The following is a 26890-nucleotide window of genomic DNA, read 5'->3' as shown; positions in this document are numbered from 1 at the left end:
ACCGCCCCTAATCTCAGGGGCGGCATTTGTGCTTGGTTGTTTGGCATCACCACCACTGTGTTTTCAGTACAGCGATTTACCTGCCACCAGACCGCGAGCGGCCAGGTTGCCCATCAATGCACGCAGGCCAAACGTCCAGGGTGTCGCCTCATTGCTGTAGGTGACGCGGTTGTGCAGAGCGCCCAGCAGGGGACTGGCGATGCGCACGCTATCGCCCTGTTTGTGGGTGAAGCCACTGCCCGGCTCTTCACGATCTTGCGTCGGGGCGAACAGGGTGCCGAGAAATAGCATGAAACCGTCTGGATACTGGTGATCGCTACCCACGGTCTGGGCCACCAATTCCAACGGATCGCGGCTGATCTTCTCCATCGAGCTGCTGCCGCGCAGGATGAAACCGTCATCGCCTTCGACGTCCAGCTCGACCACGCAGCAGCGCACATCATCCAGGGAAAAGCTTTCATCGAACAGGCGAATAAACGGACCGATCGAACACGATGCGTTGTTGTCCTTGGCCTTGCTCAGCAGCAAGGCGCTACGGCCTTCGAAGTCGCGTAGATTAACGTCATTGCCCAAGGTTGCACCGTGAATTTGCCCACGGCTGCTCACCGCCAGAACGATTTCCGGCTCAGGGTTGTTCCATTTCGACTTGGGATGAATACCGACGTCGTTGCCGCTGCCGACAGACGCAAGAACCGGGGCCTTGGTAAATATCTCGGCATCAGGGCCTATGCCCACTTCCAGATACTGCGACCACAACCCCTGCTCGATCAACATATCCTTGAGGCGCGCCGCTTGGGCCGAACCGGGTTTGATCGAGCTCAGGTTATCGCCGATGGCTGACTTGACCAGGCTACGTACGGTTTCGGCCTTGACCGCATCGCCCCCGGCCTGCTCTTCAATCACCCGCTCGATCATGCTCGAAGCGAAAGTCACGCCAGCGGCCTTGATCACTTGCAGGTCAACCGGTGGCAGCAGGTACGCCTGGGCAGGGTCTGAGCCCGATCCGGTGTTGGCCAACAGTGCTGCTGTGGTGCAGATGTATCGACCGCGAGTGTTGCGAGCCGCCTCAAGCGGCGATGCACTTTCCAGTAGATCACTCAACGTTGCGAACGCTTCGGACAAATCAAATACGCCATCGGCGCGCAGTACGACTGGCGATGGGCCTGCTGTCTTCCCCGGCACCCAGGCTCGCCCGATAAGTGTCCCGTGCAAGCCATCGATCGGGAGGGTGTTTTCACAGGTCAATTTCGCAGTGGGCATAAGGCAATCCCTATCAATTGGATGTCGTTCGGGCAAAAACTAGTGGACTTGATTGATAAATTCCAATGACATATTTTCAGCATTTGATATCGTTTCGTTATCAATCAGGTTGAGTACCCTATGGAAAACGACGAGATTTCATTCGCCAGTGTCAGCAAGTGGCTGAAGATCAAGCATCTGATGCTGCTCGATACGCTGGCCCGGACCCGCAACATGCACACCACCGCCGAGTTGATGAATCTGACCCAGCCCGCCATCAGCAAGATGCTGCGCGACATCGAACTGTTATTTGGATTCGCCTTGTTCGAACGGCAGACGCGCAGCATGGCGCTCACTGAACTGGGCGAGTTTGTCGTCCGGTATGCGCGGATGACGCTGGACGACACACAGTCCTTCGTCGATCAGCTCAATAAAGTGCGCAAAGGTGGCCATGGTCACTTGAGAGTCGGCGCGATCTTCGCCGCGACGTCGGTGGTGCTGCCCGAAGCCATTACCCGAATCAAACTGGACCGCCCTATGCTGTCCATCGAAGTGATCGAGCAAACCAGCAATCAACTTCTGGAAATGCTCGAGCATAAGAAGCTGGATTTGATCATTGCCCGCTTCACCGATGAGCGTTATCAGCAACCGTTCGAATTTCGGACGCTAGGGCCCGAGCCTTTTTGCCTGGTGGTCAATAGCCGTCACCCCCTCGCGCAGCTCGACGAAGTGGCGACCGAACAACTGAGTGACTGGCCGTGGGTCATGTACCCCTTCAATGCGCCCATACGTCGCCAGATGGAAAGCGCCTTCATCGAATTCAACATGCGCACGCCGACCAACACCGTTGAAACCATCTCGATGCCCACTTTCCTGCAGCTCCTACAGTCGGGACCGATGCTCGCGTTTCTGCCCGAGTCCATGGTCCAGTCGCAGATTCAGATTGGCTTGCTCAAAGTGCTCAACACATCGTTCAAGGTCGAGCCGCAGGACTACGGCATCATCACACGCAAGAACGAACCGCTGAGCGAAGCGGCCCGTGAATTTGCCGATACCTTGCTGGAGCTCGCCAGGTTGCGCCGCGAAGCCACCAAACATTGAATCTCCATTGCATGGCCAGAACGCCCAATCGATGAGAAAAAGTTATCAATCAATCCAAAGGTCTCATTAGGCAGCGGTGTCCGGGGGCTCTTATAGTGGGGCGACAAAGGTATGGCGCGGCCCATGTGCCAGCGACCTCCCACGCTTGATAGCCAGAGAGTCTGCGATGGAATTGATTATGAAAACCGGCGCAGCCGCCGTGCTGCGCCTCAATCCCCTGGACGATGTGCTGATCGCCCGCCGGCCCTTGTTGTCGGGTGAAGTCCTCGAACCGCAAGGCGTGGTGGTTCGCCAGCCCGTCCCCGCCGGCCATAAGATCGCCTCGCACCGAGTCGAGGCAGGCCAACCGCTGCGTCGTTACGGGCAGATCATCGGGTTTGCCACCGAAGTAATCCAGGCCGGTGACCATGTGCATGTGCACAACCTGGCCATGGGCGACTTCGCCCGCGACTACGCTTTCAGCCACGATGTGAAACCCGAGCAGACGCTGAACGATGCGCCTGTATTCATGGGAATCGTGCGCCCGGATGGCCGTGTGGCGACACGTAATTACATCGGCATCCTGACGTCGGTGAATTGCTCGGCCACCGTGGCCCGCGCCATCGCCGACCATTTTCGCCGCGACATTAATCCGGCTGCGCTGTTGGCGTACCCTCAAGTCGATGGCGTCGTCGCCCTGACCCATTCCGCTGGTTGCGCCGTGGACCCCGCCGGAGAAGGCCTGGCCCTGCTGCGCCGGACATTGGCCGGCTACGCCACCCACGCCAACTTTGCCGCGGTGCTGGTGATCGGCCTGGGCTGCGAAACCAACCAGATCGAAGGACTGCTCAGCAGCCAAGGCCTGAGCCGCAGCAATACCCTGCGCACGTTCAGTATTCAGGACAGCGGCGGCACCTCCAAGGCGATCGCCAGCGGCATCGCCCAGGTCAAGTCGTTGCTGGAGGAGGCAAACCAGGTCAAGCGCGAACCGGTGAGTGCCAAGCATCTGCTCGTTGGCCTGCAGTGCGGCGGTTCGGATGGCTATTCCGGGATCACCGCCAACCCTGCGCTGGGTAATGCCGTGGACCGCCTGGTCGCTTGCGGCGGTACGGCGATCCTTTCCGAAACCCCAGAAATCTATGGCGCCGAGCACCTGTTGACTCGCCGTGCCGTCAACCGCGCCGTCGGCGAAAAACTTGTTGCACGGATTCACTGGTGGGAGGCGTATTGCGAACGCAATGGCGCCGAACTGAACAACAACCCGTCCGCCGGCAACAAGGTTGGTGGCTTGACCACGATCCTGGAAAAGTCCCTGGGGGCGGTCGCCAAGGCAGGCTCCAGCAACCTGGTCGATGTGTATGAGTATGCCCAGCAGGTCGGCGCGAAGGGTCTGGTGTTCATGGACACCCCAGGCTACGACCCGGTGTCGGCCACGGGCCAAGTGGCCGGTGGCGCCAACCTGATTGCCTTCACCACGGGACGTGGCTCTGCTTACGGTTGTGCCCCTTCCCCCTCGGTCAAATTGGCGACCAATACCGCCTTGTGGAATCGCCAACGCGAGGACATGGACATCAACTGCGGAGAAATCGCCGAAGACACCATGACCATCGAAGCCTGCGGTGAAGCCATCTTCAATCTCATGCTGCGCATCGCTTCGGGCGAACGCAGCATGAGCGAACAGCACGGTTACGGCCAGAACGAATTCGTGCCCTGGCAGATCGGCGCCGTCACCTGAATCGACGGTACCTGCTCACCTCCCCCGGCATCCCCTAAAGGGGATGCGACCCCACCCTTCTGGAGCCAGAAATGTCTACGATCACCGGCCACAACTACATCGGCGGCCAGCGCAGCGCTGCCGGCACTGTCATCGTCAAAAGCATTGATGCCAGCACAGGCGAGCAGTTGCCTTACAGTTTCCACCAGGCCACCGTTGAAGAAGTTGACCGTGCCGCCAACGCTGCGGCCATCGCGTATCCCGCCTACCGCAGCCTGAGCGCCGTCAAACGTGCCGAATTCCTCGACGCGATCGCCGATGAACTGGACAGCCTCGATGATGATTTTGTGGCGCTGGTCTGCCGCGAAACCGCATTGCCTGCTGCGCGCATTCAAGGCGAGCGCGGCCGCACCAGCGGCCAAATGCGCCTGTTCGCCAAGGTACTGCGTCGTGGGGATTTCTATGGGGCGCGGATTGATCAGGCACTGCCGGAACGTAAACCGCTACCGCGCCCGGATCTGCGTCAGTACCGCATTGGCCTCGGGCCGGTGGCGGTGTTTGGTGCGAGTAACTTTCCCCTGGCGTTCTCGACTGCCGGCGGCGACACGGCGTCGGCGTTGGCCGCCGGTTGCCCGGTGGTGTTCAAGGCGCACAGCGGCCACATGGCCACCGCCGAGCTCGTCGCGGGTGCGTTGATTCGCGCCGCCGAAAAAACCGGCATGCCGGCCGGTGTGTTCAACATGATCTACGGCGCCGGGGTTGGCGAAGCGCTGGTCACGCATCCGTCGATTCAGGCAGTGGGCTTCACCGGATCACTCAAGGGTGGCCGCGCGCTGTGCGACATGGCGGCAGCACGTCCACAGCCGATTCCGGTGTTCGCTGAGATGTCGAGCATCAATCCGGTGATCGTCCTGCCCCAGGCGCTGCAAGCGCGGGCCGAAAGCGTCGCCCGCGACCTGACCGCTTCGGTGGTTCAGGGCTGTGGTCAGTTCTGCACCAATCCGGGTCTGGTGATCGGTATTCGTTCGCCGCAGTTCAGCGCGTTCGTGCAGCAAGTGGCGCGCTTGATCGGTGATCAACCGGCGCAAACCATGCTCAACGCCGGTACGTTGCGCAGCTATGACCAAGGCTTGCAAAAACTCCTCGCGCACCCTGGCATAGAGCACTTGGCCGGCAACGCGCAACAGGGTAATCAGGCCCAACCGCAACTGTTCAAAGCTGATGTCAGCCTTTTGATCGATGGCGATGAAGTCTTGCAGGAGGAAGTGTTCGGCCCGACCACGGTGTTCGTCGAAGTGGCGGATCAGGCGCAGCTCAGTGCCGCGTTGCATGGCCTGCACGGGCAACTGACGGCGACCATCATTGGCGAACCGGCGGACTTCGAACAGTTCGGCGAACTGACCGCGCTACTGGAGCAGAAAGTCGGGCGAATTCTGCTCAACGGCTATCCGACGGGTGTGGAAGTCTGCGATTCGATGGTCCATGGCGGCCCGTATCCGGCGACATCGGATGCCCGCGGCACGTCAGTGGGCACGCTGGCTATTGACCGCTTCCTGCGCCCGGTATGCTTCCAGAACTTCCCGGACACCTTGCTGCCCGATGCCTTGAAAGATGCCAACCCTCTGGGTATCACGCGCTTGGTAAATGGGGTGAGCAGCTGCGACAGCCAGTAAACCTCTACCCCTTCCCATGCTCCTTGAGGTAACCCAACAGCTTGCTGACGGCGGCGGACAATGGCCGAGATTCGCGCGTCAGCAGGCCGATGTTGACCATGGTGATGGGCAACTCCACCGGGAGGATCGCTACCATGCCATAGCGCAGGTAGTGCTCCGCGACGTCATTGGGCACCACGGCGATCATGTCCGACGCCTCGATCATTGAGGTGGTGGCCAAGATCGACGCGGTTTCAACGATGTCCAGCGTCTGCACCATGCCCCCCGCCTTCAGCGCGCTTTCCACATGACGACGCATCGGGCTACCAATCGGATGCAGAATCCAGGTCTGCGTCACCAGGTCAGCCAGGCTCAGTTTTGCCGCCGTGGCCAGTGCGTGCCCGGGACGTGCAATGACGCGCATCTGCTCGCCCTTTTCGAACAGTTGAATGTCCAGGCCCTGGCTGTCGATCTGGTCCGGGAGCCGCCCCAGCACCACATCAAAATCGCCGCGAATCAGCGCCGGCAGCAGCGTGTCGCTGGTCCCGACTTCAATACAGATACGTACCTTCGGGTTATCCGCCTTGAATGCCAATACGCCCCGGGTCAACAAGGTCGGCACCGGGCCCATCACTGTGCCGATGCGCACCAGCCCCGAAGCACCGCGTGCCAGCTCCGCCAACTGCGCTTCGGCATGTTCGAACTCATGAATGGCCCCGTGGGCGTAATGAATCATCACTTCGCCATAGAGCGTCGGCTCCATGCCCCGTGGCAGGCGCTCGAACAGCTTGGCGCCGAGGCGTTCTTCCAACTGCTGCAATAACAGGCTCGCGGCCGGCTGCGTAGTGTGCATCGCAGCCGCCGCGCGACGCAGGTTCCGGAACTCGCCCAGGGCATTGAGCAGTGCAATCTGGCGACTGGAAATCTTCAGCGGGCTGAATGTTTTCGCTGGCGCCGGGCTGGCGAGCGTTGGGACTTTCGACGGCTCTGACATATCAATTTTAATATCCATCTATACGAATCGACGATTATGCCTATATCGCCGACCAACCTACAGTCGAACTCCCAAGTGGTCACCTATAAAAAGAGTTCTCCATGAGCATTCGAATCACCCACCTGAGCGTTCGCGACATTCGCTTCCCCACTTCCCGGTCACTCGATGGCTCTGACGCCATGAACAGCGCGCCAGACTATTCGGCGTCCTACGTGGTATTACACACCGATTCCCCAGAAGGCATGGAAGGTCATGGCCTGACCTTCACCATCGGCCGCGGCAATGAAATCTGTGTGGCCGCCGTGCAATCGCTGGCGCCACTGATCGTCGGCTTGACACTGGAAGAGATCACCGCCGACATGGGCCGCTTCTGGCACAACATCACCGTAGGTGACAGTCAGTTGCGCTGGCTGGGTCCGGAAAAGGGCGTGATACACCTTGCCACTGCCGCCATCGTCAACGCAGTGTGGGACCTGTGGGCCAAGACCGAAGCAAAGCCGGTGTGGAAACTGCTGGCAGACATGACACCCGAGCAACTCGTCGCCTGCCTGGACTTCAGCTATGTGACTGACGCAATCACGCCTGAAGAAGCCATCGCCCTGCTTCGTCGTCAGGCGCCCGGCAAAGCCACGCGTGAAGCTCAGATGCTGCGCGAAGGCTATCCCGGCTACACCACCGCCCCGGGCTGGCTGGGATACTCTGAAGAGAAAATGCGCCGGCTGGCCCGAGAAGCCGTAGCCGATGGTTGGACTCACTTCAAACAGAAAATCGGCGCCAACCTGGAAGACGACATGCGCCGCGCCGCGATCCTGCGCGAAGAAATTGGCTGGGAACGCACCTTGATGATGGACGCCAATCAAGTCTGGAGCGTTGATGAGTCGGTGGCAAACATGCGTCGCCTGGCCGCTTTCGATCCGTGGTGGATCGAAGAACCGACCAGCCCGGACGATATCCTCGGACACGCAACCATCCGCCAGCGCATTGCACCGATTGGCGTTGCTACCGGTGAACACTGCCATAACCGGGTAATGTTCAAACAGATGTTCCAAGCCCAGGCCCTGGATTTCTGCCAGTTGGACGCCGCACGCCTGGGCGGTCTCAATGAAGTGTTGATCGTGTTGCTGATGGCCGCCAAGTTTGACGTGCCGGTATGTCCCCATGGCGGCGGCGTCGGTTTGTGCGAGTACGTGCAGAACATCTCGCTGTTCGATTACATCGCGGTATCCGGCTCGCTGAATAATCGTGTTCTGGAATACGTCGATCACTTGCACGAGCACTTCCTGGAACCCGTGGTAATTCGCAACGGCCGCTACATGCCCCCGCAACGGCCCGGCTACAGCATCGAAATGACTGCCGAAACGCTGGAACGCTACCAGTATCCCAATGGCCCGGTTTGGATTGATCTTGCCCAATCCTGACCGCTAAGCAGCAGCATCCGTTCTTACAACGGCACAGTGGCGCCCCTTACACTGGGCGCCATGACACGTGCACCCAACTCTATTAGGACTATAAAAATGACAATCCTAAGCCCCATCGCCGTGACCCAGGCCCCTGCTGCCTGTAACGAGCAGCGCTTGACCAATCTGCTGTTGCGCAGACTGATGCCGCTGCTGGTCGTGGTCTATGTCATGAGCTTTCTGGACCGTACCAACATTGCCCTGGCCAAAGCCAGCATGGGCATCGACCTTGGGCTTTCCGCCGCGGCGTATGGCTTGGGCGCAGGGTTGTTCTTCCTGACCTACGCGCTGTTCGAAGTGCCCAGCAACCTGATCATGCAAAAGGTCGGCGCGCGATTCTGGATTACTCGCATCATGATCACCTGGGGCCTGCTCTCGACGGGCATGGCATTCGTCCAGGGTGAAACCTCGTTCTATGTCATGCGCCTGCTGCTGGGCGTCGCCGAAGCGGGCCTGTTTCCAGGTGTCATGCTTTACCTGACCTACTGGTTCAACCGCGAACAACGCGCCCGCGCCACGGGGTATTTTCTGCTCGGTGTTTGCATCGCCAATATTCTCAGTGGCCCGCTGGGCGGTGCCCTGCTGCAGCTCGACGGTTGGCTCGGCTGGCATGGCTGGCAGTGGTTGTTCGTACTTGAAGGTTTGCCAGCCGTGGCGCTGGCCTATGTGGTATGGAAGAAACTGCCCGACGGCCCCTCCTCCGCGTCCTGGTTGTCGGCGGCTGACGCTCGGGAAATCCAAGCGCGCTTGGATGCCGAGAGCGACGACGCCCCACAACAAACCCGCCTCAATCAGATGTTGCGCGATAAGCAAATCTGGCTGGCGATCGCCGTCTACTTCGTGCACCAGATCACCATCTACACCGTGATCTTCTTCTTGCCCGGCATTATCGGCAATTACGGTTCATTGACACCGCTGCAAATCGGCCTGCTGACCTCCGTACCGTGGATCGCCGCCGCCCTGGGTGCCGCCACTTTTCCACGTCTGGCCACCTCACCGCAGCGGTGCCGACGCATTCTATTCTTTGGCCTGCTAACCATGTCGGCCGGACTGCTGGTGGCTTCGTTTTCCAATTCCTATATTGGCCTGATCGGTTTTTCACTGACGGCACTGATGCTGTTCGTCGTGCAGTCGATCATCTTTGTTTTCCCCTCCAGTCGCTTGAGTGGAACCGCCCTGGCGGGTGGCCTGGCGTTCGTCACAACGTGCGGTTTGTTGGGTGGCTTTGTCGGCCCATCAGTGATGGGGCTGATCGAACAGACGACAGGTACCACGCGCAATGGGTTGTGGGTAATTGCTGGCTTACTGGTCGTTGCGGCGCTGGTCAGCACGCGCTTGCGACAGGGCCAAGAGCAAACCGCCACCTGAGAGGTCAAGGCAGTAAGCTTAGGGGTTGGTCACATGCGGCCAACCCCGCCATGAAGATGGAAATGAACATGTACTGCAGGAGTCGCCGTCTATTCATCAACGGCGCCACACTCACAAACCCCACCGCCTATAAATGCCAGGCAAAAAAAAGCCACTCAATTGAGTGGCTTTTTTAATGTTTGGAGCGGGAAACGAGACTCGCATCTGGTGTCCGACCTATTGAAATCTAAGGGGTTTCATTTCTTTCCCAAGCAGGAAAGTACTTAATTCTGGACTTGTTTTCGGAGCATCTCAAGGCCAAAAAATTGATCGAACAGCAGCATTCATGATGCCTGAACCCGTAGGCGCTACTGGATGCTCATCCCCCCCCATGCAGCTATCAACGGATAGATGAGCTCAGGATTAATGTTTAACCTTCAAAAGAACAGCAACACCGAGGACAGCGGAAAGAATAGAGCCCATAAGCACTCCAACTTTCACCTCATCGACCAAATGCGGGTTATCCGGGAAGGCGAGCGCCCCGATGAACAGGCTCATTGTGAAACCAATGCCGCACAGCAGCGCTACACCGTACAGCTGAGACCAATTACATTGCTCAGGCAGCTTGGCCAGCCCTGCGCGAATCGCCAGCGCACCCAAACCAAACACACCAATTTGCTTGCCTAGCAATAGCCCAAGCGTTACCCCCAGAGGTACCGGGTCGATCAGGTTATTGGGAGAGATACCGGCAAGAGACACTCCAGCATTGGCAAAACCGAAAATGGGCACAACAGCGAAAGCGACCCACGGATGCAGCTTTCCTTCCAGGTGGATGAGCGGTGATTTGCGCTCGCTGCTCGCCGCCCGCATCGGAATGCACAGTGCGAGAATGACACCGGCCAAGGTCGCGTGGATACCAGACTGAAGCATAAAGAACCACAGCAGACCGCCCGCTATCAGGTAAGGCCAGAGCCGGGTCACACCGAATCGGTTGAGCATCACCAGGAACACAATAACGCCCAGTGAGGCCAGCAACATACTGACCGACAAGCCGCTGGTGTAAAACAGAGCGATGATGAGCACGGCACCTAGGTCATCAAGAATCGCAAGCGCAGACAGAAAGATTTTCAACGAGATGGGCACACGTTTACCTAGCAGCGACAGTACGCCCAAGGCAAACGCAATATCGGTCGCAGCCGGAATAGCCCACCCTCCCAAGGTTTCGGCGTTACCCCAGTTGACCGCAATATAAATCAAAGCAGGTACAAGCATACCGCCTAACGCGGCGAATCCTGGAAGAGCGCGCTGGCCCCAGCTCGATAACTGGCCGACCAACATTTCGCGCTTGATCTCCAACCCCACCAGCATGAAAAAGACCGCCATCAGGCCATCATTGATCCAGTGCTCAATCGAGAGGCCAACGACTTTTACATGCAGTGACGAGAAGTAAATGTCTGCCAACGGAGAGTTAGCAACCAGGAGTGCTATCAAAGCAGCGGCCATGAGTATAAGGCCACCCGCTGATTCCGCGGCCAGGAAACGGGAGAAAAAAGCACGCGTGGCGGGAGATTCACGATGGCCGTGGGTTTTATCCGGACGTGAGGATTTCAAGCTCATAGGCGCAGTCACTCCGCGCGGCGGCCCGACCTGCGCTGAATTAAACCTGCCCTCCCGCGTTTTGCGGTGACACCCGCGGCATATTCTACATGATAGGTTCCTGCAAGACCGCCTATCGGTTGTACGAGTGCGCTACGGCCGGTTAATATCCCGTGGTCTGTATACGATACGCCGAAGGACTTACCTTGCCACGCTCGAACTGGCTGCCTACGCCGCCATAGCGCTCCGCCCCCTCGCACGCCCCTGACCGCCTCCTAGCTGCGGTCGTACTTTGCTGCGCCTGCTTTTTTGGCCGCGGCCATTCCACAACTCAATTGAAGACACAAGCACACACGGCTCAGTGCTAACCGCTGCGCGGGATGTGGTGCCTGCCATGGGTAAATAAATGTTTGAAAAGATCAAAGTTGCTTGGCTGTCAAATATCCGAGCCGATGTCCTCGCGGGCCTCGTTGTTGCACTGGCGCTTATTCCAGAGGCTATTGCCTTTTCTATTATTGCCGGCGTCGACCCCAAGGTTGGCCTTTATGCCTCTTTCTGTATCTGCACTGTGATCTCGTTTGTTGGGGGGCGTGCGGCGATGATCTCGGCGGCCACCGGCGCCATGGCATTGCTCATGGTCAACCTGGTCAAGGATCATGGCCTTCAGTACCTCCTCGCCGCCTCGCTGACGTGCGGCGTACTTCAAATAATCGCGGGCTATCTGCGGCTGGGCGAGCTGATGCGCTTCGTATCGCGATCAGTCGTCACAGGATTCGTTAACGCCTTGGCGATCCTGATTTTCATGGCGCAGCTGCCAGAACTCACCGGGGTAACCTGGCCCGTTTACGCAATGACTGCTGGCGGACTGGCGATTATTTACCTGTTCCCAAGGCTGCCGGGCGTAGGAAAACTGCTCCCCTCGCCGCTCGTATGCATCATCGTGCTGACTGCGATTTCGATCTACATGGGCCTGAATATACATACGGTGGGCGACATGGGCTCGCTGCCTGATAGTCTGCCGATATTCTTGTGGCCAAGCGTGCCACTAAACCTTGAAACACTGATGATCGTACTGCCGTACTCTGCCGCGCTGGCAGTGGTCGGTTTGCTGGAGTCGATGATGACGGCAACCATCGTCGACGACCTGACAGACACGAGCAGCGACAAGAATCGTGAATGCAAAGGCCAGGGCATCGCCAACATCACCAGCAGCCTCATTGGCGGCATGGCAGGCTGCGCGATGATCGGGCAGTCGATGATCAACGTTAAATCTGGCGGACGAACCCGCTTGTCTACGCTGAGTGCAGGCGTTTCACTGCTGATCATGATGATCTTCATGGGCGACTGGCTCGCCCGCATACCGATGGCCGCGTTGGTCGCCGTGATGATCATGGTCTCCATCAGCACCTTCAGTTGGGACTCCATCCGCAATCTCAAAGACTATCCGCTCTCAACGAACATCGTGATGCTGGTCACGGTGGTCGTGGTCGTCGCGACCCATAACCTGGCCTACGGCGTTGTCGCAGGCACCTTGCTGGCCGCCATGTTCTTCGCCAACAAGATCGGACATTACCTGGAGGTCACTTCTCAGCATGACCCCGCACATGCCCATCGCACTTACTACGTCACAGGCCAGGTGTTTTTTGGCTCAGCAGACAGGTTCACTCATTCGTTCGATCTTAAGGAACGACTGGAGACCCTGACCATCGATCTTCGAGAGGCCCACTTTTGGGATATTACTTCAGTCGCTGCGCTCGACAAGGTAGTGCTGAAGCTGCGCCGAGAAGGGGTTCACGTAGATGTTATCGGGATGAACCAAGCTACGTCCACGATCGTGGATCGCTTTGGCGTTCACGACAAACCCGATGGCATAAATAAGTTGATGGGGCATTAATCTGGCCCGCCCAAACCTGTTCATTGCACTCAATCGAATAGATTGCAGCCCAAAAAGACGTCATGTGACGGTGGCATATTCGATCGAAGGGCTATTCAACCGGCAGGTTTTGCCGGGTTTGTTCTCAAAGCTTGTTAGGATAAAGGCGCTTACATCTCGTTTTACCATAGGAACAGCGGGGATAATGACAACTGCGCGTTAAAACGCGCCAACAACAAGGAGATTCTCATGGTTGAAAAGCCTACGGATGATCGGCCTAACACCCCTCACGTCCCCAGTGAGGACGGTATTCCTGCTCCTAGTGGAGCTGCCAACCTGATCGACACTGACTACGTCATCGGTCAAGACAATATCAAAGGAGAGTTTTCGTTCTCGCTCGATATCCACGGCAAAGTATTTATCATTTCAGCCGCCACAATTTTACTGTTCGTGATTTTGACATTGGCACTGCAGAATGAAGTAGAACCCCTCTTCAGCGCCATCCGGAACTGGTTGACTAGTCACCTCGCCTGGCTCTTCATGAGCATTGCGAACGTTTTTGTGGTGCTGTGCATTGCGTTGATTTTCTCCCCGTTGGGAAAGGTGCGTTTGGGCGGCAGAGATGCCAAACCAGACCACTCCTACGTCGGATGGTTTTCAATGCTGTTTGCCGCGGGCATGGGCATTGGCTTGATGTTTTATGGCGTCGCCGAACCCATGTCGCATTACGCGGCGTCCATGGGAGGCGTGACAGTCGATGCGAACGGCGTGCGTACGGACTGGGCGCCGTTGGGCGGTGCAGCAGGCGATATGAAAGCATCCGCCGACTTGGCAATGGCCGCTACGATCTTTCACTGGGGACTTCATCCCTGGGCGATCTATGCGATTGTGGCGTTGTCCCTGGCGTTGTTTTCTTACAACAAGGGCTTACCGCTTTCGATACGCTCGATTTTCTATCCACTGTTGGGTGAGCGCGTTTGGGGCTGGCCGGGGCATATCATCGATATCCTGGCGGTATTCGCCACGCTATTCGGGTTGGCAACCTCTCTGGGCATTGGTGCAGAACAGGCTGCCGCGGGGATTGAATATCTCTTCGGGATACAATCGACGAATCTCAGTAAAGTCGTGCTGATCGTTGGCATTACCTTGATCGCGCTGTGGTCAGTCCTTTCCGGTTTGGACAAGGGCGTCAAAATGCTTTCCCAGATCAATATGGGACTCGCATTGCTCTTACTGGTGTTTATCATCGTAGTGGGACCGACCTTGGCCATCTTCACAGGGTTCTTCAAGAACCTGGTGACGTATGTTGAATACCTGCCGGCACTGTCAAATCCATTCGGCCGCACTGACACCCAATTCACCCAAGGCTGGACGGCCTTCTACTGGGCGTGGTGGATCAGTTGGTCGCCGTTTGTAGGCATGTTTATCGCGCGCGTCAGTCGTGGTCGAACTGTCAGAGAGTTTCTGATCTCGGTCTTGCTCGTTCCCTCAGTGGTGTCTGTGCTGTGGATGACAACGTTCGGCGGAACGGCCATTGACCAAACGACCTTACAGGGCCTGGTGGGCGTCAAGGACGCTGTGCTGGAGCTGAAGTTGTTCGCCATGCTGGGAGAGCTCCCGCTTAAAGAGATCACCTCCTTCCTGGGCATCGTTCTGGTCATTGTGTTTTTTATTACCTCCTCGGACTCAGGCTCCTTGGTAATCGACACGATCACCGCCGGCGGCAAGGTGGATGCGCCTGTGCCTCAACGAGTGTTCTGGGCAGTCATCGAGGGCGTGATTGCGATTGCCCTTCTGTTGGGTGGGGGGCTGGTGGCACTGCAGGCAATGGCAGTATCCACAGGTTTACCTTTCGCAATCGTTCTGATGCTCGGGTGTGTATCGCTGGTGAAAGGACTGATGTCGGAGCCTCGTTAGCGAATCGGGCTTTCGCTGTCAGCGCACAGCAAACAACCCCTGACGCCATCGCCTGGAGCGATGGCGTCAGCCTGAGCGGCCGACATTTACGACGAAAAAACCCTCTCCGTAAGAATTTGGTACATGCCTGCATGACCGTTCACGTTCCGGTTTCCAGCAGAGTTCCATATTAGAAACTCAAACGTAGAAAAGCACTGTCGCACTGGATATCAGCAAATGCATCACCGGATGCGCGCAGGCGACTTAGCAGAGCAGTTAAAAGCGAGAGGCCTGATTAAGTTTATTAACGTCAGGTCGATAGTCTAGATACCTAGATCATTCCTTCGCAGTCAGGAAGCTCGGTCAACCAAGCTGCCACTGCGGTAACTGAGATGAGTGCGGCGGTTGATGAGGTGGCCCGTAATGCGGAGTCGGCCTCGGAAGAGTCGCGTCGCACCCAGGGCTTTACTGAGACCGGTTTAGAGCGAGTCTCTCAAACGTTGAAGTCGATTCAAAAACTCAGCGGCAATGTTGAAGCCACGAGTGACAAGATTCAGGTTTTGTCACAGCGGGCTCAAAGCATCAACAAAGTCGTCGAAGTGATTCGTGCAATCGCAGAGCAAACTAACCTTCTGGCGTTGAACGCAGCGATTGAAGCTGCCAGGGCTGGTGAGCAAGGCCGCGGCTTTGCAGTCGTTGCTGACGAGGTCAGGGCGTTGGCGCACAGAACGCAGTCTTCCACTCAAGAGATCGAACAGATGATCTCCGCAATGCAGAGCGATTCAGCTGAAGCAGTCGAAGCCATGAGTAAAAGCAAAGAGCTAGCAACCCAATCCCTCGATGTGGCACAGGAGGCCAGCAGTTCACTGGATCAGATCGCCAAGGCCATTACGCAGATTAATGAGCGAAATATGTTGATCGCAACTGCGTCTGAAGAACAGGCCCATGTTGCCCGAGAAGTTGATCGTAATCTCGTCAGCATTCGAGAGCTTGCCGTGCAAAGTTCTGCAGGCGCCAGTCAAACAGCCAGCGCATGCGGGGAAATGTCAAAGCTGGCGGTTGATCTTAATAAGATGGTGAATCGCTTCGTTGTTTGAAAAAAATGACGCAGTACACGCGATGTGTACCTGGCGCGATGAGGGCTCTCAAACGGATCATGAGACACGCTGAGTGCTTGACCGGAAGTCTTTTGAAAGCTCAATGGCCGAGGTAATGGCAGCCCGCGCTTGCGGGCTATTCCTCCCGCACATTGATCCGGTTACGGCCGATGCCTGAGCCAGGATGTCACAAGCATTCACCATACTGACCGCTAGTGAGTCAATGCCTACAGGAATATCGGTCGGACAGGCGCTAACGTTTCACTATCAAGCGGTGACTCAGTTCCATAACTCGCCAACAGGCGTTGACGCTGAGTAATAAGTCGCTACCTGCGCCTGCAACAGTTCTGCGGTTGCCAGGGCATCGGTTAATGCATGGTGAGCGTGATAAGCCGGAAGACCAAGGCGCGCCCGGCTATCCGCCAGCCTTATGGACGGTTGTGAGCGCTCCATAAGTCGGGCGAACCATCCACGTTTTTGCCGATGTAGTCGGGCTTCCAGTTGCATCGTATCAATGACCGGGAATTCAAACCCCTCCCCTAAATGCCTACGCACTGCCTGATCCAAAAAGGCTCGCTCAATATTCCGATAATGGACGACCATCACCTTGCCTGCCATGGCCTCCAGCAATGGGGCCAGCACCTGCTCAAAGGTGGGAGCATCTGAAATTTCAGCATGGGTTATGTGATGAAACGTCACCGACTTTTCATTCAACTCGGACGCTGGTTTTATCACCCAGTAAAGCGAATTCCCACAATAAATGCGCTGCAGCGTGAACGGCATTACCCCGATGCTCACAATACTGTCAGCCTGTGCATCAAGGCCGGTGGTTTCCACGTCCATGGCCAGCAGTTGCAAGCTGTCAATGGAGGTCTGTGCCGAGACCGCGCCGGCTTGATAGAACTGTCGCAAGCGGCTGTTAACGGCATTGTCTGCCAGGGTCTCGAACCTGGAAGACCACTCCAGCACTTTATGATTGGGCTGCGCTTTCACGTGTTTCATGACGACAGGCGACCCTTTGACGGATAACGGAAGCGCAAGAAATTCTGGCCATTACTCAAGACCTGAAACGCCTCTTTGAGATTATGTCGTTCACTGTTGGAAAAGCGTTCCGGCTCGACATAATTATTGAGCGCCGCTCCCTGCTCCAGTGCGTCAACCTGATGTCGAATTCGCACCATCGACAGGAACTCCAGCGCGTATCGGAGTTGCTTTAATGCTTCAGGCGGAATGACGTTGCTGTTCGCGATGGCGTCCATACGATCAAATGAATTCTGCGCGGTACTGCCACACGCGAGCGCGTGGATGCGGATCAGGTCTGTCAGCGGTGCGGTACCTCGCCCCTTCAGGTTGATGATCCGTTTGTGCTGTCCGTCTGTCTCAACCACAAAGGTCCGGAAAAAGCCCAATGGCGGCGTCCGGTTAAGGGCAATTCGAGCCATGGCACTTAGAAAAACAGGATGTGCGCTGGATTTTCGAGCACACAGAACTTTCAGTTCCTGAACAAGCTCGAGCTCGCCAAACACACCATCCAGATCGAAAAAAATACAACTATTGAGCAACGTCTTGGGGTTTGGCTTTTCGATCCACTGATCAAAATAACTTCGCCATACCTTCAACGGCTGACGCCACTGATCGTTCGTCGCCATGATTCCGCCTTTGCAATAGCTGTAACCGCATGCGGCCAGGCCATCACTCACAAACGTCGCCAACGCTCGGAAGTAAGCATCGTGCTGGATTGGATCGAAGCGGTCGTCGAGCACCAGAGCATTATCCTGGTCCGTCACCAACAACTGCTCATCACGCGCCATGGAACCCAACACCATAAAGCAGTAAGGCACCGGAGGCGGCCCCAGTTTTTTCTCTGCGAGCTCCAGCAAACGCTGGGTAAAGGCCCGGCCAATACCGGAAATCGCGCTACCAATCATGTGCGCCGTCGCGCCGTCACGCACCATGCGAATGTAGGTTCCGCGCAGGTCACGCAAAAGCGATTTAAGGCCGTCGACCGAAGTCTGGTTAGAAATTCTGTTTACCAGATACAAACTGCTGTGTGACTCGTAGCGGATGATATCCGACAGGTTGATCAGCCCAATCGGATGGCCATGATGGACCACCGGCAGATGGTGAATATTACGGCGCAACATCACCAGCATCGCTTCAAACACTGAGTCGTCTGCGCCTATCGTTACCGGCTCGGCCGTCATGATGTCTCGGGCAGCCGTTTCGTCAGCGTTTCGGCCGGCCGCGACAACACGTGTGCGAAGGTCCCGATCCGTCACGATCCCTTGGATTTCAGCCGCCTGCAAGCCCGCTGATGACATCACTAGAACGCAAGAAACGCTTTGTTCTGTCATGATTTTTGCCGCGTCGCCGACGCAGGTATCCGACGTGACCCACACCAAGGGCCGAGAGATAAGGCCTCGGCATTTGAGCTGAATAAGCTCACTGGCACGCCCCTGCGCCTCAACGGCAGTCTTGAGCCTGGAGTGCCCCTCAGCTTCAACGAAGTCGGCGAAAGCATCATGCTGCGCGCAAAGGTCAGCGAACACGTCGGCGGGTATGTAATAGATCAGGCTATCTTCCAAGGCCCGGGCGGGAAAACGCACCTTGTTACTGCGCAACAAACCGGCCTGACCGAAGAGGTCGCCTTCGACAAGTCGGTTGTAGAGCTCGCCATTGCGCCGGTAAATCTCCACCGCACCGCTACGCACATAGTGCAAGTCATGAATGATCGCGCCCGCTTCAAGGATGTCGCTGCCGGCCTTGAAATAACTCACTTCTACCCGCCGAGCGATGGCGTCTACCGATTCCTTTGGCAGCGTATCAAATGGAGCAAAACGATAGAGGTGGTCGCTGATCTCCTGTAACTCGATTTGCATGAAACCTCGAAATGCTGAAAAGAATTAAAGTTACGAGCGCCCTACATCGCAAAGGGCAGTGGCCTTTCTGTGTCGCCCACCACATCACATCCCGATACGAGGATCAAGCGCCACGTCTGATCTACGCTATGAGTGGCAACAACTGCTGCGTAACGGCGGGCCGTCATATTTATAATCCCGGCAGGCGCGGCATTCACTGAATGCACAGCGCTGATGGCGGTTATTTCTGAACGGTCAGAAGCATTTGCGATCTGCATTGCCGAGGGTGCTTTCCTCATCCTGTTTTATTGGAGCGGGTCAATGCTGGACATTATTGCAATCTTCCTTTGCATCACGGCAGTACTTGCCTATCTCAATCGGCGCTACGTCGGCCTGCCATCCGCCATCGGTGTGATGGGCATTGCCTTGGGCCTGTCACTATTGAATATGGCATTCGATGCGCTGGGCTTTCATGCCTTGCATACCCTTGAGCAGTCGCTGGTGGAGTCCATCGACTTTTCCGAACTGCTGATGCAAGGCATGTTGTCATTGCTGCTCTTTGCTGGGGCGTTGCATGTGGACCTATCGGAGCTGCGGGCCTACAAATGGCAGGTTGCATCCTTGGCGGTAGTAGGGACAACGCTCTCAACATTGTTCATCGGCTTCGGGCTCTGGGCGTTGTTGTCCCTCACAGAACTGCAGCTACCGTTGTCTTATTGCCTGGTGTTTGGCGCGCTGATCTCCCCCACCGACCCCATCGCCGTGATGGGTATTCTGAAATCTGCCGGCGCGCCCCATAGCGTGGAACTGGTCATTTCCGGTGAGTCACTGTTCAACGACGGCGTGAGTGTCGTGCTGTTTTCGCTGATCGTCGCAATGATCGCCAGCGGGCAGACACCGTCGGTTATCGGTGCATCGCATCTGTTACTCAAGGAAGCCGGAGGCGGTGCTCTGTTAGGCGCCTGCGTGGGCTATATCACTTACAGAATGCTCAAGAGTATCGATAGCTATCAGGAGGAAGTGCTCATCACCTTGGCCGCTGTTCTCGGCGCCTATGCACTCGCCACTCAGTTCCATGTTTCCGGCCCATTGGCGATGGTGGTGATGGGACTGATTGTGGGTAACCAAGGGCGCTCCCATGCCATGTCCGAGCAGACTGAAAAAAACCTGGACATGTTCTGGGAACTGATCGATGAAATACTCAACGCAGTGCTGTTTGTATTGATCGGGTTGGAAGTCGTTTTGATCCAGTTCTCTAACCCATTGCTCACCACTGGCCTGCTGGTCATATTGCTGACGTTGTTATCACGATTGTTGACTGTAGGGGTTCCCATTGCGGTATTGGGTAAACGCTTCCGCCTACCGGAAGGTGCCTGGAGTGTGATGACCTGGGGCGGCCTGCGGGGCGGGATATCGGTGGCATTGGCGTTGTCGCTGCCCCCAGGCGCGGCTCGCGATATCGTGGTTTCCCTGACGTATCTAATGGTCGTTTTTTCTATCCTGATCCAAGGCATGTCGATCGGTAAATTGGTCAAGAGAGTCATTCCGTGTGCTGCAAACAAAGACGCTGGATGAACCCTTGACCAGACGACAGACTCCATTAAGGATAATTAACTCACCGCCTTCGTTTCCCTGAATCCGTGCGATGGGTCCCATCGCGTTATTTGCAGGAGGTATAAAAATGCTCGCACGCTGGCGCTGGGTTTTGCACCAATTGACCAAACGGCTGTGGTTCAGGGCGAGTCTGTTTTCCTTGCTGGGTATTGCCACCGCGTTACTCGCCGTTGTCTTCAAGGACTACATTCCCGAATCGTTGCCCGCCCGCATCGGTGCCGACGCCGTCGATAAGATTTTAGGCATCATTGCCTCAAGCATGCTCGCGGTGACGACCTTTTCGTTAAGCACCATGGTCACCGCCTACGGTGCAGCGAGCAGCGGCGTGACACCCCGCGCCACTACACTGGTGATGGAAGACACCACGACACAAAATGCCCTGGCCACCTTTATTGGCTCATTCCTGTTCAGCCTGGTGGGGATCATTGCGCTGAGTACCGGCGCCTACGGTACACAAGGGAGGGTTTTGCTATTCGCGGTAACCATTGTCGTGGTCATTCTGATTGTCTACACGCTGCTGCGCTGGATCGATCATTTGTCCAAGCTTGGGCGGGTGGGAGAAACTATTGACCGTGTCGAGCAAGCAGCCATTGATGCCATTAACAATCGAGTCCAATGGCCGCATTTGGGGGCAGCCGCCTACCCTTGCGAGTCAGTGATCCCCAGTTCTGCGCTGATCATCACAAGCCTCCACACGGGGTACGTCCAGCACATTGACGTTCAGGCGTTAGGCGTGATCGCCAACACAGACGAGATACAGATATTTATGGACGTCTTGCCGGGAAGCTTTGTGCATATCGGCATGCCGCTCGCAAGAACCGTTAGCTTAAGCAAGGCACGCGGGGAGGAACTGGCGTCGAGCAACGAAAAAATCATTGCTACCCTGGCTATCGGCGTGCGTCGAACGTTCGAACACGATCCCCGGTTCGGCTTGTCAGTGTTGTCGGAGATCGCCTCCCGCGCCTTGTCGCCGGCCGTCAATGACCCCGGCACCGCCATTGACGTCATTGGGCGCGGCGTCAGAAGCCTGACATGTTGGGGTACACCTAAAGAACCCGCTGCGAAAATCGACGCTGACTGCCAGCACGTTTACCTGCGCGGTTTAACCGTGGATGACCTGTTCGATGACTTCTTCGCACCGATTGCCAGAGATGGCGCGGGTCTAGTGGAAGTCGACCTGCGCATGATGAAGGCCCTTGTAAGCCTGGCACAGATAAACCCGGCGATGTTCAGGGGTGCCTGTACCCGGCACGCAGAACTGCTGCTCAAGCACGCGAACACTGCACTTGTACTCGAAGAGGACCGGCACAAGCTCAGAGCAGCGGCGCGACCGCTGCTGCACTGACCCAATCTACGTGTTGGCTTTTTGCGCGGCGGCGCCACTGCCGTCCGATTGCAGAAAGCCACGCGCCAACTGCTGATAGAGCTCGGGGCCCATCCTGGCACTGACTGCTTTGGCAATCAGTGCAACAGCCATCAGACTAATAACCATGCCATGGCTGTCGATCATCTCCATCACGATGATTGCAGAGGTGATTGGCGATTGCGTGACTGCTGCCAGAAACCCCACCATGCACAGTGCAATGATGGGCTGTGCCGCCAAGGCGAAGTATTCAGCGACATTGGCACCGACAGCGGCGCCTACCGCCAAAGAGGGGGCAAAAATACCGCCCGGTATGCCGGAAAAATAAGTCACAACGGTCGCAAGAAAACGCGTAATCGGCGCGTGCCACGGCAAACCAACATCGGACACGATGATCTGGGAGGTGATCCCGTAACCGCTGCCAAAGGACATCCCACCGCTGAGCCAACCGAGAATCGCCACGATCATGCCGCAGCCACCTGCGAACCAGACTGGATGCAGGCGGCGCCATTCCCAGACGACAAAACTGCAATACCGCTGTGGCCATAGGAGCATCCGACTGAACAATCCCCCCATAACACCACAGCCAATACCAATCGCCAGTATCGGAAGAACGATATCGAAATTGGCCTCTTGTACGTCGAAGTGCCCGAAATAGTTGTAGTTGCCCTGCAAGGCTATCGCGACCATACCCGACAAAATGATCGTGCTGAGCAACACCCCGCTGGTGCGGGTTTCCAACTTGCGCCCCAGCTCCTCCACCGCAAAGGCCACACCGGCCAAGGGCGTGTTAAAGGCAGCAGCAATACCCGCCGCACCACCGGCCAGGATGAGGTCTTCTGGGCGAATGATGCGTGCGTTGGGCAGGTAACGGTGAAAGAAATGCATGATCGAGGCGGCGACTTGCACCGAAGGGCCTTCACGCCCCGCTGAAAAACCACCGGTCAGGGCCAGAGTACCGAGCCCTATCTTGGCGAAGGCCAGACGCAACGATACCAACTTATTCACGGGCTTGCCTTGGTGGGCCAACCGCGTAGCCGCGATCACCTGGGGAATACCGCTACCTTGAGCCCCTGTAAAAAAACGCGAGGTCATCCACACCACAAACATGCCGATCAGCGGCGTGTAGATAAACGGCAGCCACGGCCGGGCGACGGCCTGTTGAGCGAACTGCATCAGCGCCAGGTCAGCCAACCGGGCGAACATCACTACCAGCAAACCTGCGAGGGTAGCAGCGACCCAGAGTGTCACCCGAGTACGCCATCGGATCGAGGCAAAGCGACGACGTATCAGCAATATCGGTTTGATCACCCGAGCGGATTCCCGTTGTTGAGGTTCAATAAAATGCAAAAACAAGATTAACGGGTTAAACGGTCACGTCCAACCGGGAGTGACCAGATAACTATAGCTATTCACTCCCGGCTCAGGAGCCCCACCACGTCGATTTTGTTTTGTGAGTAAGCCAATTTGTGTGGGCGTATACCAAGGCGAATGTCAGCAAGAAGAAAGCCAGATAGGGTGTCACTATTTACCCTCATGTCAGTCAGCTCGTTCGGCTGTTATTACGAATATATCTGTGCAGGCGAGATGACCGGGTTAAGGTGGGTTAAGAAATAGTTAGTATTCGCGCGCAACTTGGAGCAATAAGGTTCGCTTGCACTGGATGTCGGCATTGAGTCGGGAGCGCTGAAAAACACGCACGAATGGAGGAAATTATGAGTAATGCGTTGGTCATTGAAGATGATCAGGTGACGGCCGAAATCATTGTCGCTGAACTCCAACGCCACGGTTTCAGCTCAAAGTGGGCTGCCACTGGACGCGACGGACTGGCCTTGGCGATTGCAGGCGGCTACGACGCGATTACGCTGGATCGCATGTTGCCGGACTTTGACGGGCTGACGATTGTCAGCACCTTGCGCAGTCTCGGGATTCAGACACCGGTCCTAATGATCAGCGCTCTTTCGGACGTGGATGAGCGCGTTCTGGGACTTCGTGCGGGCGGCGATGACTACCTGACCAAGCCCTTTTCGGCCGTCGAGATGATCGCGCGCCTTGACGCATTGCTCAGACGCACCGCCGCAGACCCCAGCAACCCACACCTCAGTTGCGGCAACCTGCGACTGGACTTGGTGGAGCACAAGCTGACGCGCAATGACGAAGACATCCAGTTGCTGCCCACCGAGTTCAAACTGCTCAACTTCCTGATGCGCAGTGCCGGCCAACTGGTCACTCGTACCATGCTGTTTGAAGGCGTCTGGGGCTATCACTTCGATCCCGGGACAAACATCATTGATGTGCACATCGGACGACTGCGTAAAAAGCTGGAAAGCGACAAAGATTCACCTGTGATCCATACAATACGCGGTGCCGGCTATGTCCTCGCTACCAAAAAATGAGGAATGGCGCTCGTCCGGTAGTCGATTGATCGGGTTTTACGCGGTGTTCTTCGTGGCGTGGGGAGCACTCTTTACCGGTGTACTGTACTGGGAAATCTCCCACTATCTGGGCACGGTTGCCGAGCGTACGTTGTTGCAACGCGCCCACTATTATCAAAAGGTCGACGACTCGAACCTGCTTGCTGAGTTGGCGGCGAGTGAGGCTTACTCGACCCCCGGGATCGACGCCTACGGTTTATTTGGACCCGATGGCACCCATGTCGCCGGCGACCTGCTGAAACTGCGCTCCAACCTACCCGACGACGGCCAGGTTCACTACCTTGAGCGCGGCCTGAGCATTGCGTTACCCAGCACCGAAACCCGAAGCAGCTATGCCTTGCTGGCACGGCGCCCTGACGGACATATCCTGATTTTGGCACGTGACGGCGGGTCGATTTCCGCCGTGGGTGGCATTATTGAGCAGGCCCTGATGTGGGGGTTGTCATTAACACTTATCCCCGGTTTGATTGGCTGGCGCTTACTGCGACGTCGCCCATTGCGTCGTGTCAAACGCCTGCAGCTGTGTACCAAAAGTATCGTTTCGGGCAACTTGGCTGAGCGTTTGCCGTTGTCAGCACGCCGCGATGAACTGGATATGCTGGCCAACGCCGTCAATACGATGCTTGATCACATAGAGCAGTTGATGCATGAGGTGAAAAGCGTCTGCGACGGTATTGCCCATGATTTGCGCACACCCTTGACACGCTTACGCGCACGGTTCTATCAGCTCCAGCAGTTACCGCTGGCCCTAGAACATAAGCAGACCTTGAATCAGGCGTTTGAGGAGAGCGAGTCGATCATGGTGCGCTTTCAAGGACTGCTGCGGGTCGCTGAGCTTGAGGATATTCGTCGCCGCTCTGCCTTTGCGCCCTTCCCGATCATGACGTTGTTGAAACAGGCGCATGAGTTTTACGAACCGATGGCACTGGACCGCGCCCAAACGCTTTCGCTGGACATTCCCAGCGATTGTCCCCAGGTGTATGGCGACTCTTCGTTACTGTTCGAAGCGCTGGTCAATCTGCTCGATAACGCCATTAAATTTACCCCGGAGGGCGGCCATATCGAATTGCGGGGGAGCATCAAGGACTCAACTGTCATTATTGAAGTAGTGGACGATGGTACCGGCATCCCTGAAGCGGACCGTACGCATGTCATTCGCCGGCTCTATCGCGGCGAGGGAAGCCAGATAAACCCAGGCCACGGCCTAGGCCTGTCGTTAGTCGCCGCCATAGTGAAATTGCACGGATACACACTGGATATCCACCCCGGTGCCTCGGGCAGGGGAACACGCGTATTGATTCACTGCCCGATGTTCAGCGGTCAAGCCACGGATCGATCTGTACCTGAACATTAAATTTTACTTAATACTGGTTAATTTGAGCGCCTCGGCGCCCAGGCCTAGTTTGGCAGCACATATTGCTGACCCAAGGCCTTTTGCTTGTGAGATATCTGTTGTTCCTGCGTGTCTTAACCGTGCTCTGTGTAACACCACCGCTTCTTTGGGCGAATGCCGCTCTGGCTGCCAACGCGACCATGGGGACAATGATCCCCGCTGCGCCGAAGCTGGGAGCCGAAGCCTGGATACTCATAGACGCGAAAACGAACAGGGTCATTACCAGCCACAACAGTGATGCACGCCTACCACCGGCCAGCCTGACCAAGTTAATGACTGCGTATATCACGACGCATGAGCTTAAGTCTGGCCTGATAAGCGCAAATGATGAGGTCGTCGTGAGCGAAAATGCCTGGCGTACAGGCGGCTCACGGATGTTTCTCAAGCCCGGCAGCTCTGCTTCGGTTCACGATTTGCTAAGCGGCGTGATCATCGACTCAGGCAATGACGCGAGCGTTGCGCTGGCCGAACATATCGCTGGAAGCGAAGCCGGTTTTGTCGGGATGATGAACTCAACCGCTTCAACACTGGGAATGCTCAACACCCACTTTATGAACTCCACCGGCCTACCGGACCCGGAGCACTATTCTTCCGCACGTGACATGGCGACCCTGGCTCGAAAAGTCATCAACGAAGGGACCACCTACTACCCTCTTTACGCCAAGAAAACCTTCACCTGGAACGGCATTCAGCAATCCAACCGCAACGCGCTTTTATGGCGTAACTCCACCTATGACGGCTTGAAGACCGGGCACACAGAGGCGGCGGGCTACTGCTTGATCGCCTCCTCACAGCGGGATGGGCAACGTTTGATCAGCGCAGTTCTGGGCGCCAGTAGCGCCCATAAGCGTACGGCAGAAACAGAGAAACTGATGGGTTACGGCTTTCGCTTCTACGCCACCCAAACCTATAAGAAAGGTGGCGAAGTACTCTCGCAGGTGGCTCTCTGGAAAGGCATACAACCCTATGTGAATGTGGGTTTGCTTGAAGACATGACCCTCACGCTGCCCAAGAATAAAAATCGTGACGTCGAGATGCACCTGGCGTTTGATGGCCCCATCGAAGCCCCTATCACGGCAGGCACGGTCGTCGGAAGACTCGACCTGTTCGACGCCGAGCATAAGCTGGGGAGTCGGCCATTGGTGGTTCTTGTGGACGCGGAGCAAGGTCATTGGTGGCGACGTTGGTGGGATACCGTGCATTTGTTTTTTACCCGGACGATCCGCGGTTGGTTCGATGGGGGTCAGATAACGTGAATAGTGAGGAGAAGGTCATGAACTCC

General features: G+C 56.6%; 18 protein-coding genes and 2 pseudogenes. 13 read left to right on the top strand and 7 right to left on the bottom strand.

The features are described 5' to 3' along the window. Nucleotides 1-63: 63 nt before the first annotated feature. Nucleotides 64-1260: a fumarylacetoacetate hydrolase family protein gene (locus HBO09_RS08840; protein ID WP_169992975.1), complete on the bottom strand. Its 1197-nt coding sequence runs from the start codon at nt 1258-1260 to the stop codon at nt 64-66. Between the two features lie 120 nt (nt 1261-1380). Between HBO09_RS08840 and HBO09_RS08835 the strand changes: the two genes are divergently transcribed. The 3 genes from HBO09_RS08835 to HBO09_RS08825 all read left to right on the top strand — a co-directional run bounded on the left by HBO09_RS08835 (nt 1381) and on the right by HBO09_RS08825 (nt 5706). Beyond that, nucleotides 1381-2340, top strand: coding sequence for a LysR family transcriptional regulator (locus HBO09_RS08835; protein WP_169992976.1), 960 nt, complete (start codon nt 1381-1383; stop codon nt 2338-2340). 166 nt (nt 2341-2506) lie between these two features. Next, entirely contained in the window at nt 2507-4054 is a 1548-nt protein-coding gene (locus HBO09_RS08830) for an altronate dehydratase family protein (RefSeq protein WP_169992977.1), read from the top strand. A 71-nt stretch (nt 4055-4125) separates the two neighbouring features. Then, the gene (locus HBO09_RS08825) at nt 4126-5706 is read left to right on the top strand and encodes an aldehyde dehydrogenase (NADP(+)) (RefSeq protein ID WP_169992978.1); all 1581 of its coding nucleotides are present in this window, start codon (nt 4126-4128) and stop codon (nt 5704-5706) included. A gap of 4 nt (nt 5707-5710) precedes the next feature. On the opposite strand, the gene HBO09_RS08820 is transcribed toward HBO09_RS08825, so the two are convergent. After that, a complete protein-coding gene (locus tag HBO09_RS08820) occupies nt 5711-6697 on the bottom strand; it encodes a LysR family transcriptional regulator (protein WP_169992979.1) in 987 nt (328 codons plus the stop codon). Between the two features lie 83 nt (nt 6698-6780). On the opposite strand from HBO09_RS08820, the gene HBO09_RS08815 reads away from it, so the two are divergent. Both HBO09_RS08815 and HBO09_RS08810 read left to right on the top strand, forming a co-directional pair. Next, complete coding sequence (locus HBO09_RS08815) at nt 6781-8097, top strand: L-fuconate dehydratase (protein ID WP_169992980.1); 1317 nt, start codon at nt 6781-6783, stop codon at nt 8095-8097. Between the two features lie 96 nt (nt 8098-8193). Beyond that, a complete protein-coding gene (locus HBO09_RS08810) occupies nt 8194-9504 on the top strand; it encodes an MFS transporter (RefSeq protein ID WP_169992981.1) in 1311 nt (436 codons plus the stop codon). A 402-nt stretch (nt 9505-9906) separates the two neighbouring features. Here the strand turns inward: HBO09_RS08810 and nhaA are convergent, their stop codons facing one another. Then, nucleotides 9907-11100, bottom strand: coding sequence for a Na+/H+ antiporter NhaA (nhaA, locus tag HBO09_RS08805; protein ID WP_106118386.1), 1194 nt, complete (start codon nt 11098-11100; stop codon nt 9907-9909). A 385-nt stretch (nt 11101-11485) separates the two neighbouring features. Between nhaA and HBO09_RS08800 the strand changes: the two genes are divergently transcribed. From HBO09_RS08800 to HBO09_RS08790, 3 genes and pseudogenes are all read left to right on the top strand, one after another. Next, a complete protein-coding gene (locus HBO09_RS08800; protein ID WP_106118387.1) occupies nt 11486-12973 on the top strand; it encodes a SulP family inorganic anion transporter in 1488 nt (495 codons plus the stop codon). A 228-nt stretch (nt 12974-13201) separates the two neighbouring features. After that, nucleotides 13202-14869: a BCCT family transporter gene (locus HBO09_RS08795; protein ID WP_106118388.1), complete on the top strand. Its 1668-nt coding sequence runs from the start codon at nt 13202-13204 to the stop codon at nt 14867-14869. Between the two features lie 341 nt (nt 14870-15210). Continuing rightward, nucleotides 15211-15945, top strand: a pseudogene (locus HBO09_RS08790) (methyl-accepting chemotaxis protein); the annotation flags it as partial. 57 nt (nt 15946-16002) lie between these two features. Here the strand turns inward: HBO09_RS08790 and HBO09_RS28855 are convergent. From HBO09_RS28855 to HBO09_RS08780, 3 genes and pseudogenes are all read right to left on the bottom strand, one after another. Further along, nucleotides 16003-16176: pseudogene (locus tag HBO09_RS28855) on the bottom strand (helix-hairpin-helix domain-containing protein); the annotation flags it as partial. Nucleotides 16177-16224: 48 nt separating this feature from the next. Next, complete coding sequence (locus HBO09_RS08785) at nt 16225-16947, bottom strand: 3'-5' exonuclease (protein WP_106118390.1); 723 nt, start codon at nt 16945-16947, stop codon at nt 16225-16227. Then, the gene (locus tag HBO09_RS08780) at nt 16944-18824 is read right to left on the bottom strand and encodes a DUF294 nucleotidyltransferase-like domain-containing protein (RefSeq protein WP_106118391.1); all 1881 of its coding nucleotides are present in this window, start codon (nt 18822-18824) and stop codon (nt 16944-16946) included. Before HBO09_RS08780 ends, HBO09_RS08785 begins: the two co-directional genes overlap by 4 nt. 300 nt (nt 18825-19124) lie before the next feature. Between HBO09_RS08780 and HBO09_RS08775 the strand changes: the two genes are divergently transcribed. Further along, nucleotides 19125-20378, top strand: coding sequence for a sodium:proton antiporter (locus tag HBO09_RS08775; protein ID WP_169993241.1), 1254 nt, complete (start codon nt 19125-19127; stop codon nt 20376-20378). Nucleotides 20379-20484: 106 nt separating this feature from the next. Continuing rightward, complete coding sequence (locus HBO09_RS08770) at nt 20485-21762, top strand: DUF2254 domain-containing protein (protein ID WP_106118393.1); 1278 nt, start codon at nt 20485-20487, stop codon at nt 21760-21762. Between the two features lie 6 nt (nt 21763-21768). Here HBO09_RS08770 and HBO09_RS08765 read toward each other — a convergent pair whose 3' ends face one another. Then, entirely contained in the window at nt 21769-23091 is a 1323-nt protein-coding gene (locus tag HBO09_RS08765; protein ID WP_169992982.1) for a chloride channel protein, read from the bottom strand. 404 nt (nt 23092-23495) lie between these two features. Between HBO09_RS08765 and HBO09_RS08760 the strand changes: the two genes are divergently transcribed. The 3 genes from HBO09_RS08760 to HBO09_RS08750 all read left to right on the top strand — a co-directional run bounded on the left by HBO09_RS08760 (nt 23496) and on the right by HBO09_RS08750 (nt 26864). After that, on the top strand, nt 23496-24176 hold the full coding sequence (locus HBO09_RS08760; RefSeq protein WP_169992983.1) for a response regulator transcription factor: 681 nt from the start codon (nt 23496-23498) through the stop codon (nt 24174-24176). Further along, a complete protein-coding gene (locus HBO09_RS08755) occupies nt 24154-25569 on the top strand; it encodes a HAMP domain-containing sensor histidine kinase (RefSeq protein WP_169992984.1) in 1416 nt (471 codons plus the stop codon). Before HBO09_RS08760 ends, HBO09_RS08755 begins: the two co-directional genes overlap by 23 nt. Nucleotides 25570-25748: 179 nt before the next feature. Next, nucleotides 25749-26864, top strand: a complete 1116-nt coding sequence (locus HBO09_RS08750) for a D-alanyl-D-alanine carboxypeptidase family protein (RefSeq protein ID WP_234451333.1) — start codon at nt 25749-25751, stop codon at nt 26862-26864. Nucleotides 26865-26890: the final 26 nt, after the last annotated feature.

Origin of the sequence: Pseudomonas sp. WS 5027 (genome assembly GCF_012985695.1) — a bacterium.
GTDB lineage: Bacteria > Pseudomonadota > Gammaproteobacteria > Pseudomonadales > Pseudomonadaceae > Aquipseudomonas > Aquipseudomonas hygromyciniae.
Note: the sequence above shows the minus strand (reverse complement) of the source record. Positions and strands in the feature narration are given on the sequence as shown.

Excerpts from the sequence above, each read along its gene's own strand:
- HBO09_RS08840 (WP_169992975.1), bottom strand. The coding sequence starts at position 1,260 with ATGCCCACTGCGAAATTGACCTGTGAAAACACCCTCCCGATCGATGGC.
- HBO09_RS08835 (WP_169992976.1), top strand. The coding sequence starts at position 1,381 with ATGGAAAACGACGAGATTTCATTCGCCAGTGTCAGCAAGTGGCTGAAG.
- HBO09_RS08830 (WP_169992977.1), top strand. The coding sequence starts at position 2,507 with ATGGAATTGATTATGAAAACCGGCGCAGCCGCCGTGCTGCGCCTCAAT.
- HBO09_RS08825 (WP_169992978.1), top strand. The coding sequence starts at position 4,126 with ATGTCTACGATCACCGGCCACAACTACATCGGCGGCCAGCGCAGCGCT.
- HBO09_RS08820 (WP_169992979.1), bottom strand. The coding sequence starts at position 6,697 with ATGGATATTAAAATTGATATGTCAGAGCCGTCGAAAGTCCCAACGCTC.
- HBO09_RS08815 (WP_169992980.1), top strand. The coding sequence starts at position 6,781 with ATGAGCATTCGAATCACCCACCTGAGCGTTCGCGACATTCGCTTCCCC.
- HBO09_RS08810 (WP_169992981.1), top strand. The coding sequence starts at position 8,194 with ATGACAATCCTAAGCCCCATCGCCGTGACCCAGGCCCCTGCTGCCTGT.
- nhaA (WP_106118386.1), bottom strand. The coding sequence starts at position 11,100 with ATGAGCTTGAAATCCTCACGTCCGGATAAAACCCACGGCCATCGTGAA.
- HBO09_RS08800 (WP_106118387.1), top strand. The coding sequence starts at position 11,486 with ATGTTTGAAAAGATCAAAGTTGCTTGGCTGTCAAATATCCGAGCCGAT.
- HBO09_RS08795 (WP_106118388.1), top strand. The coding sequence starts at position 13,202 with ATGGTTGAAAAGCCTACGGATGATCGGCCTAACACCCCTCACGTCCCC.
- HBO09_RS08785 (WP_106118390.1), bottom strand. The coding sequence starts at position 16,947 with ATGAAACACGTGAAAGCGCAGCCCAATCATAAAGTGCTGGAGTGGTCT.
- HBO09_RS08780 (WP_106118391.1), bottom strand. The coding sequence starts at position 18,824 with ATGCAAATCGAGTTACAGGAGATCAGCGACCACCTCTATCGTTTTGCT.
- HBO09_RS08775 (WP_169993241.1), top strand. The coding sequence starts at position 19,125 with ATGCTGGACATTATTGCAATCTTCCTTTGCATCACGGCAGTACTTGCC.
- HBO09_RS08770 (WP_106118393.1), top strand. The coding sequence starts at position 20,485 with ATGCTCGCACGCTGGCGCTGGGTTTTGCACCAATTGACCAAACGGCTG.
- HBO09_RS08760 (WP_169992983.1), top strand. The coding sequence starts at position 23,496 with ATGAGTAATGCGTTGGTCATTGAAGATGATCAGGTGACGGCCGAAATC.
- HBO09_RS08755 (WP_169992984.1), top strand. The coding sequence starts at position 24,154 with ATGTCCTCGCTACCAAAAAATGAGGAATGGCGCTCGTCCGGTAGTCGA.
- HBO09_RS08750 (WP_234451333.1), top strand. The coding sequence starts at position 25,749 with ATGGGGACAATGATCCCCGCTGCGCCGAAGCTGGGAGCCGAAGCCTGG.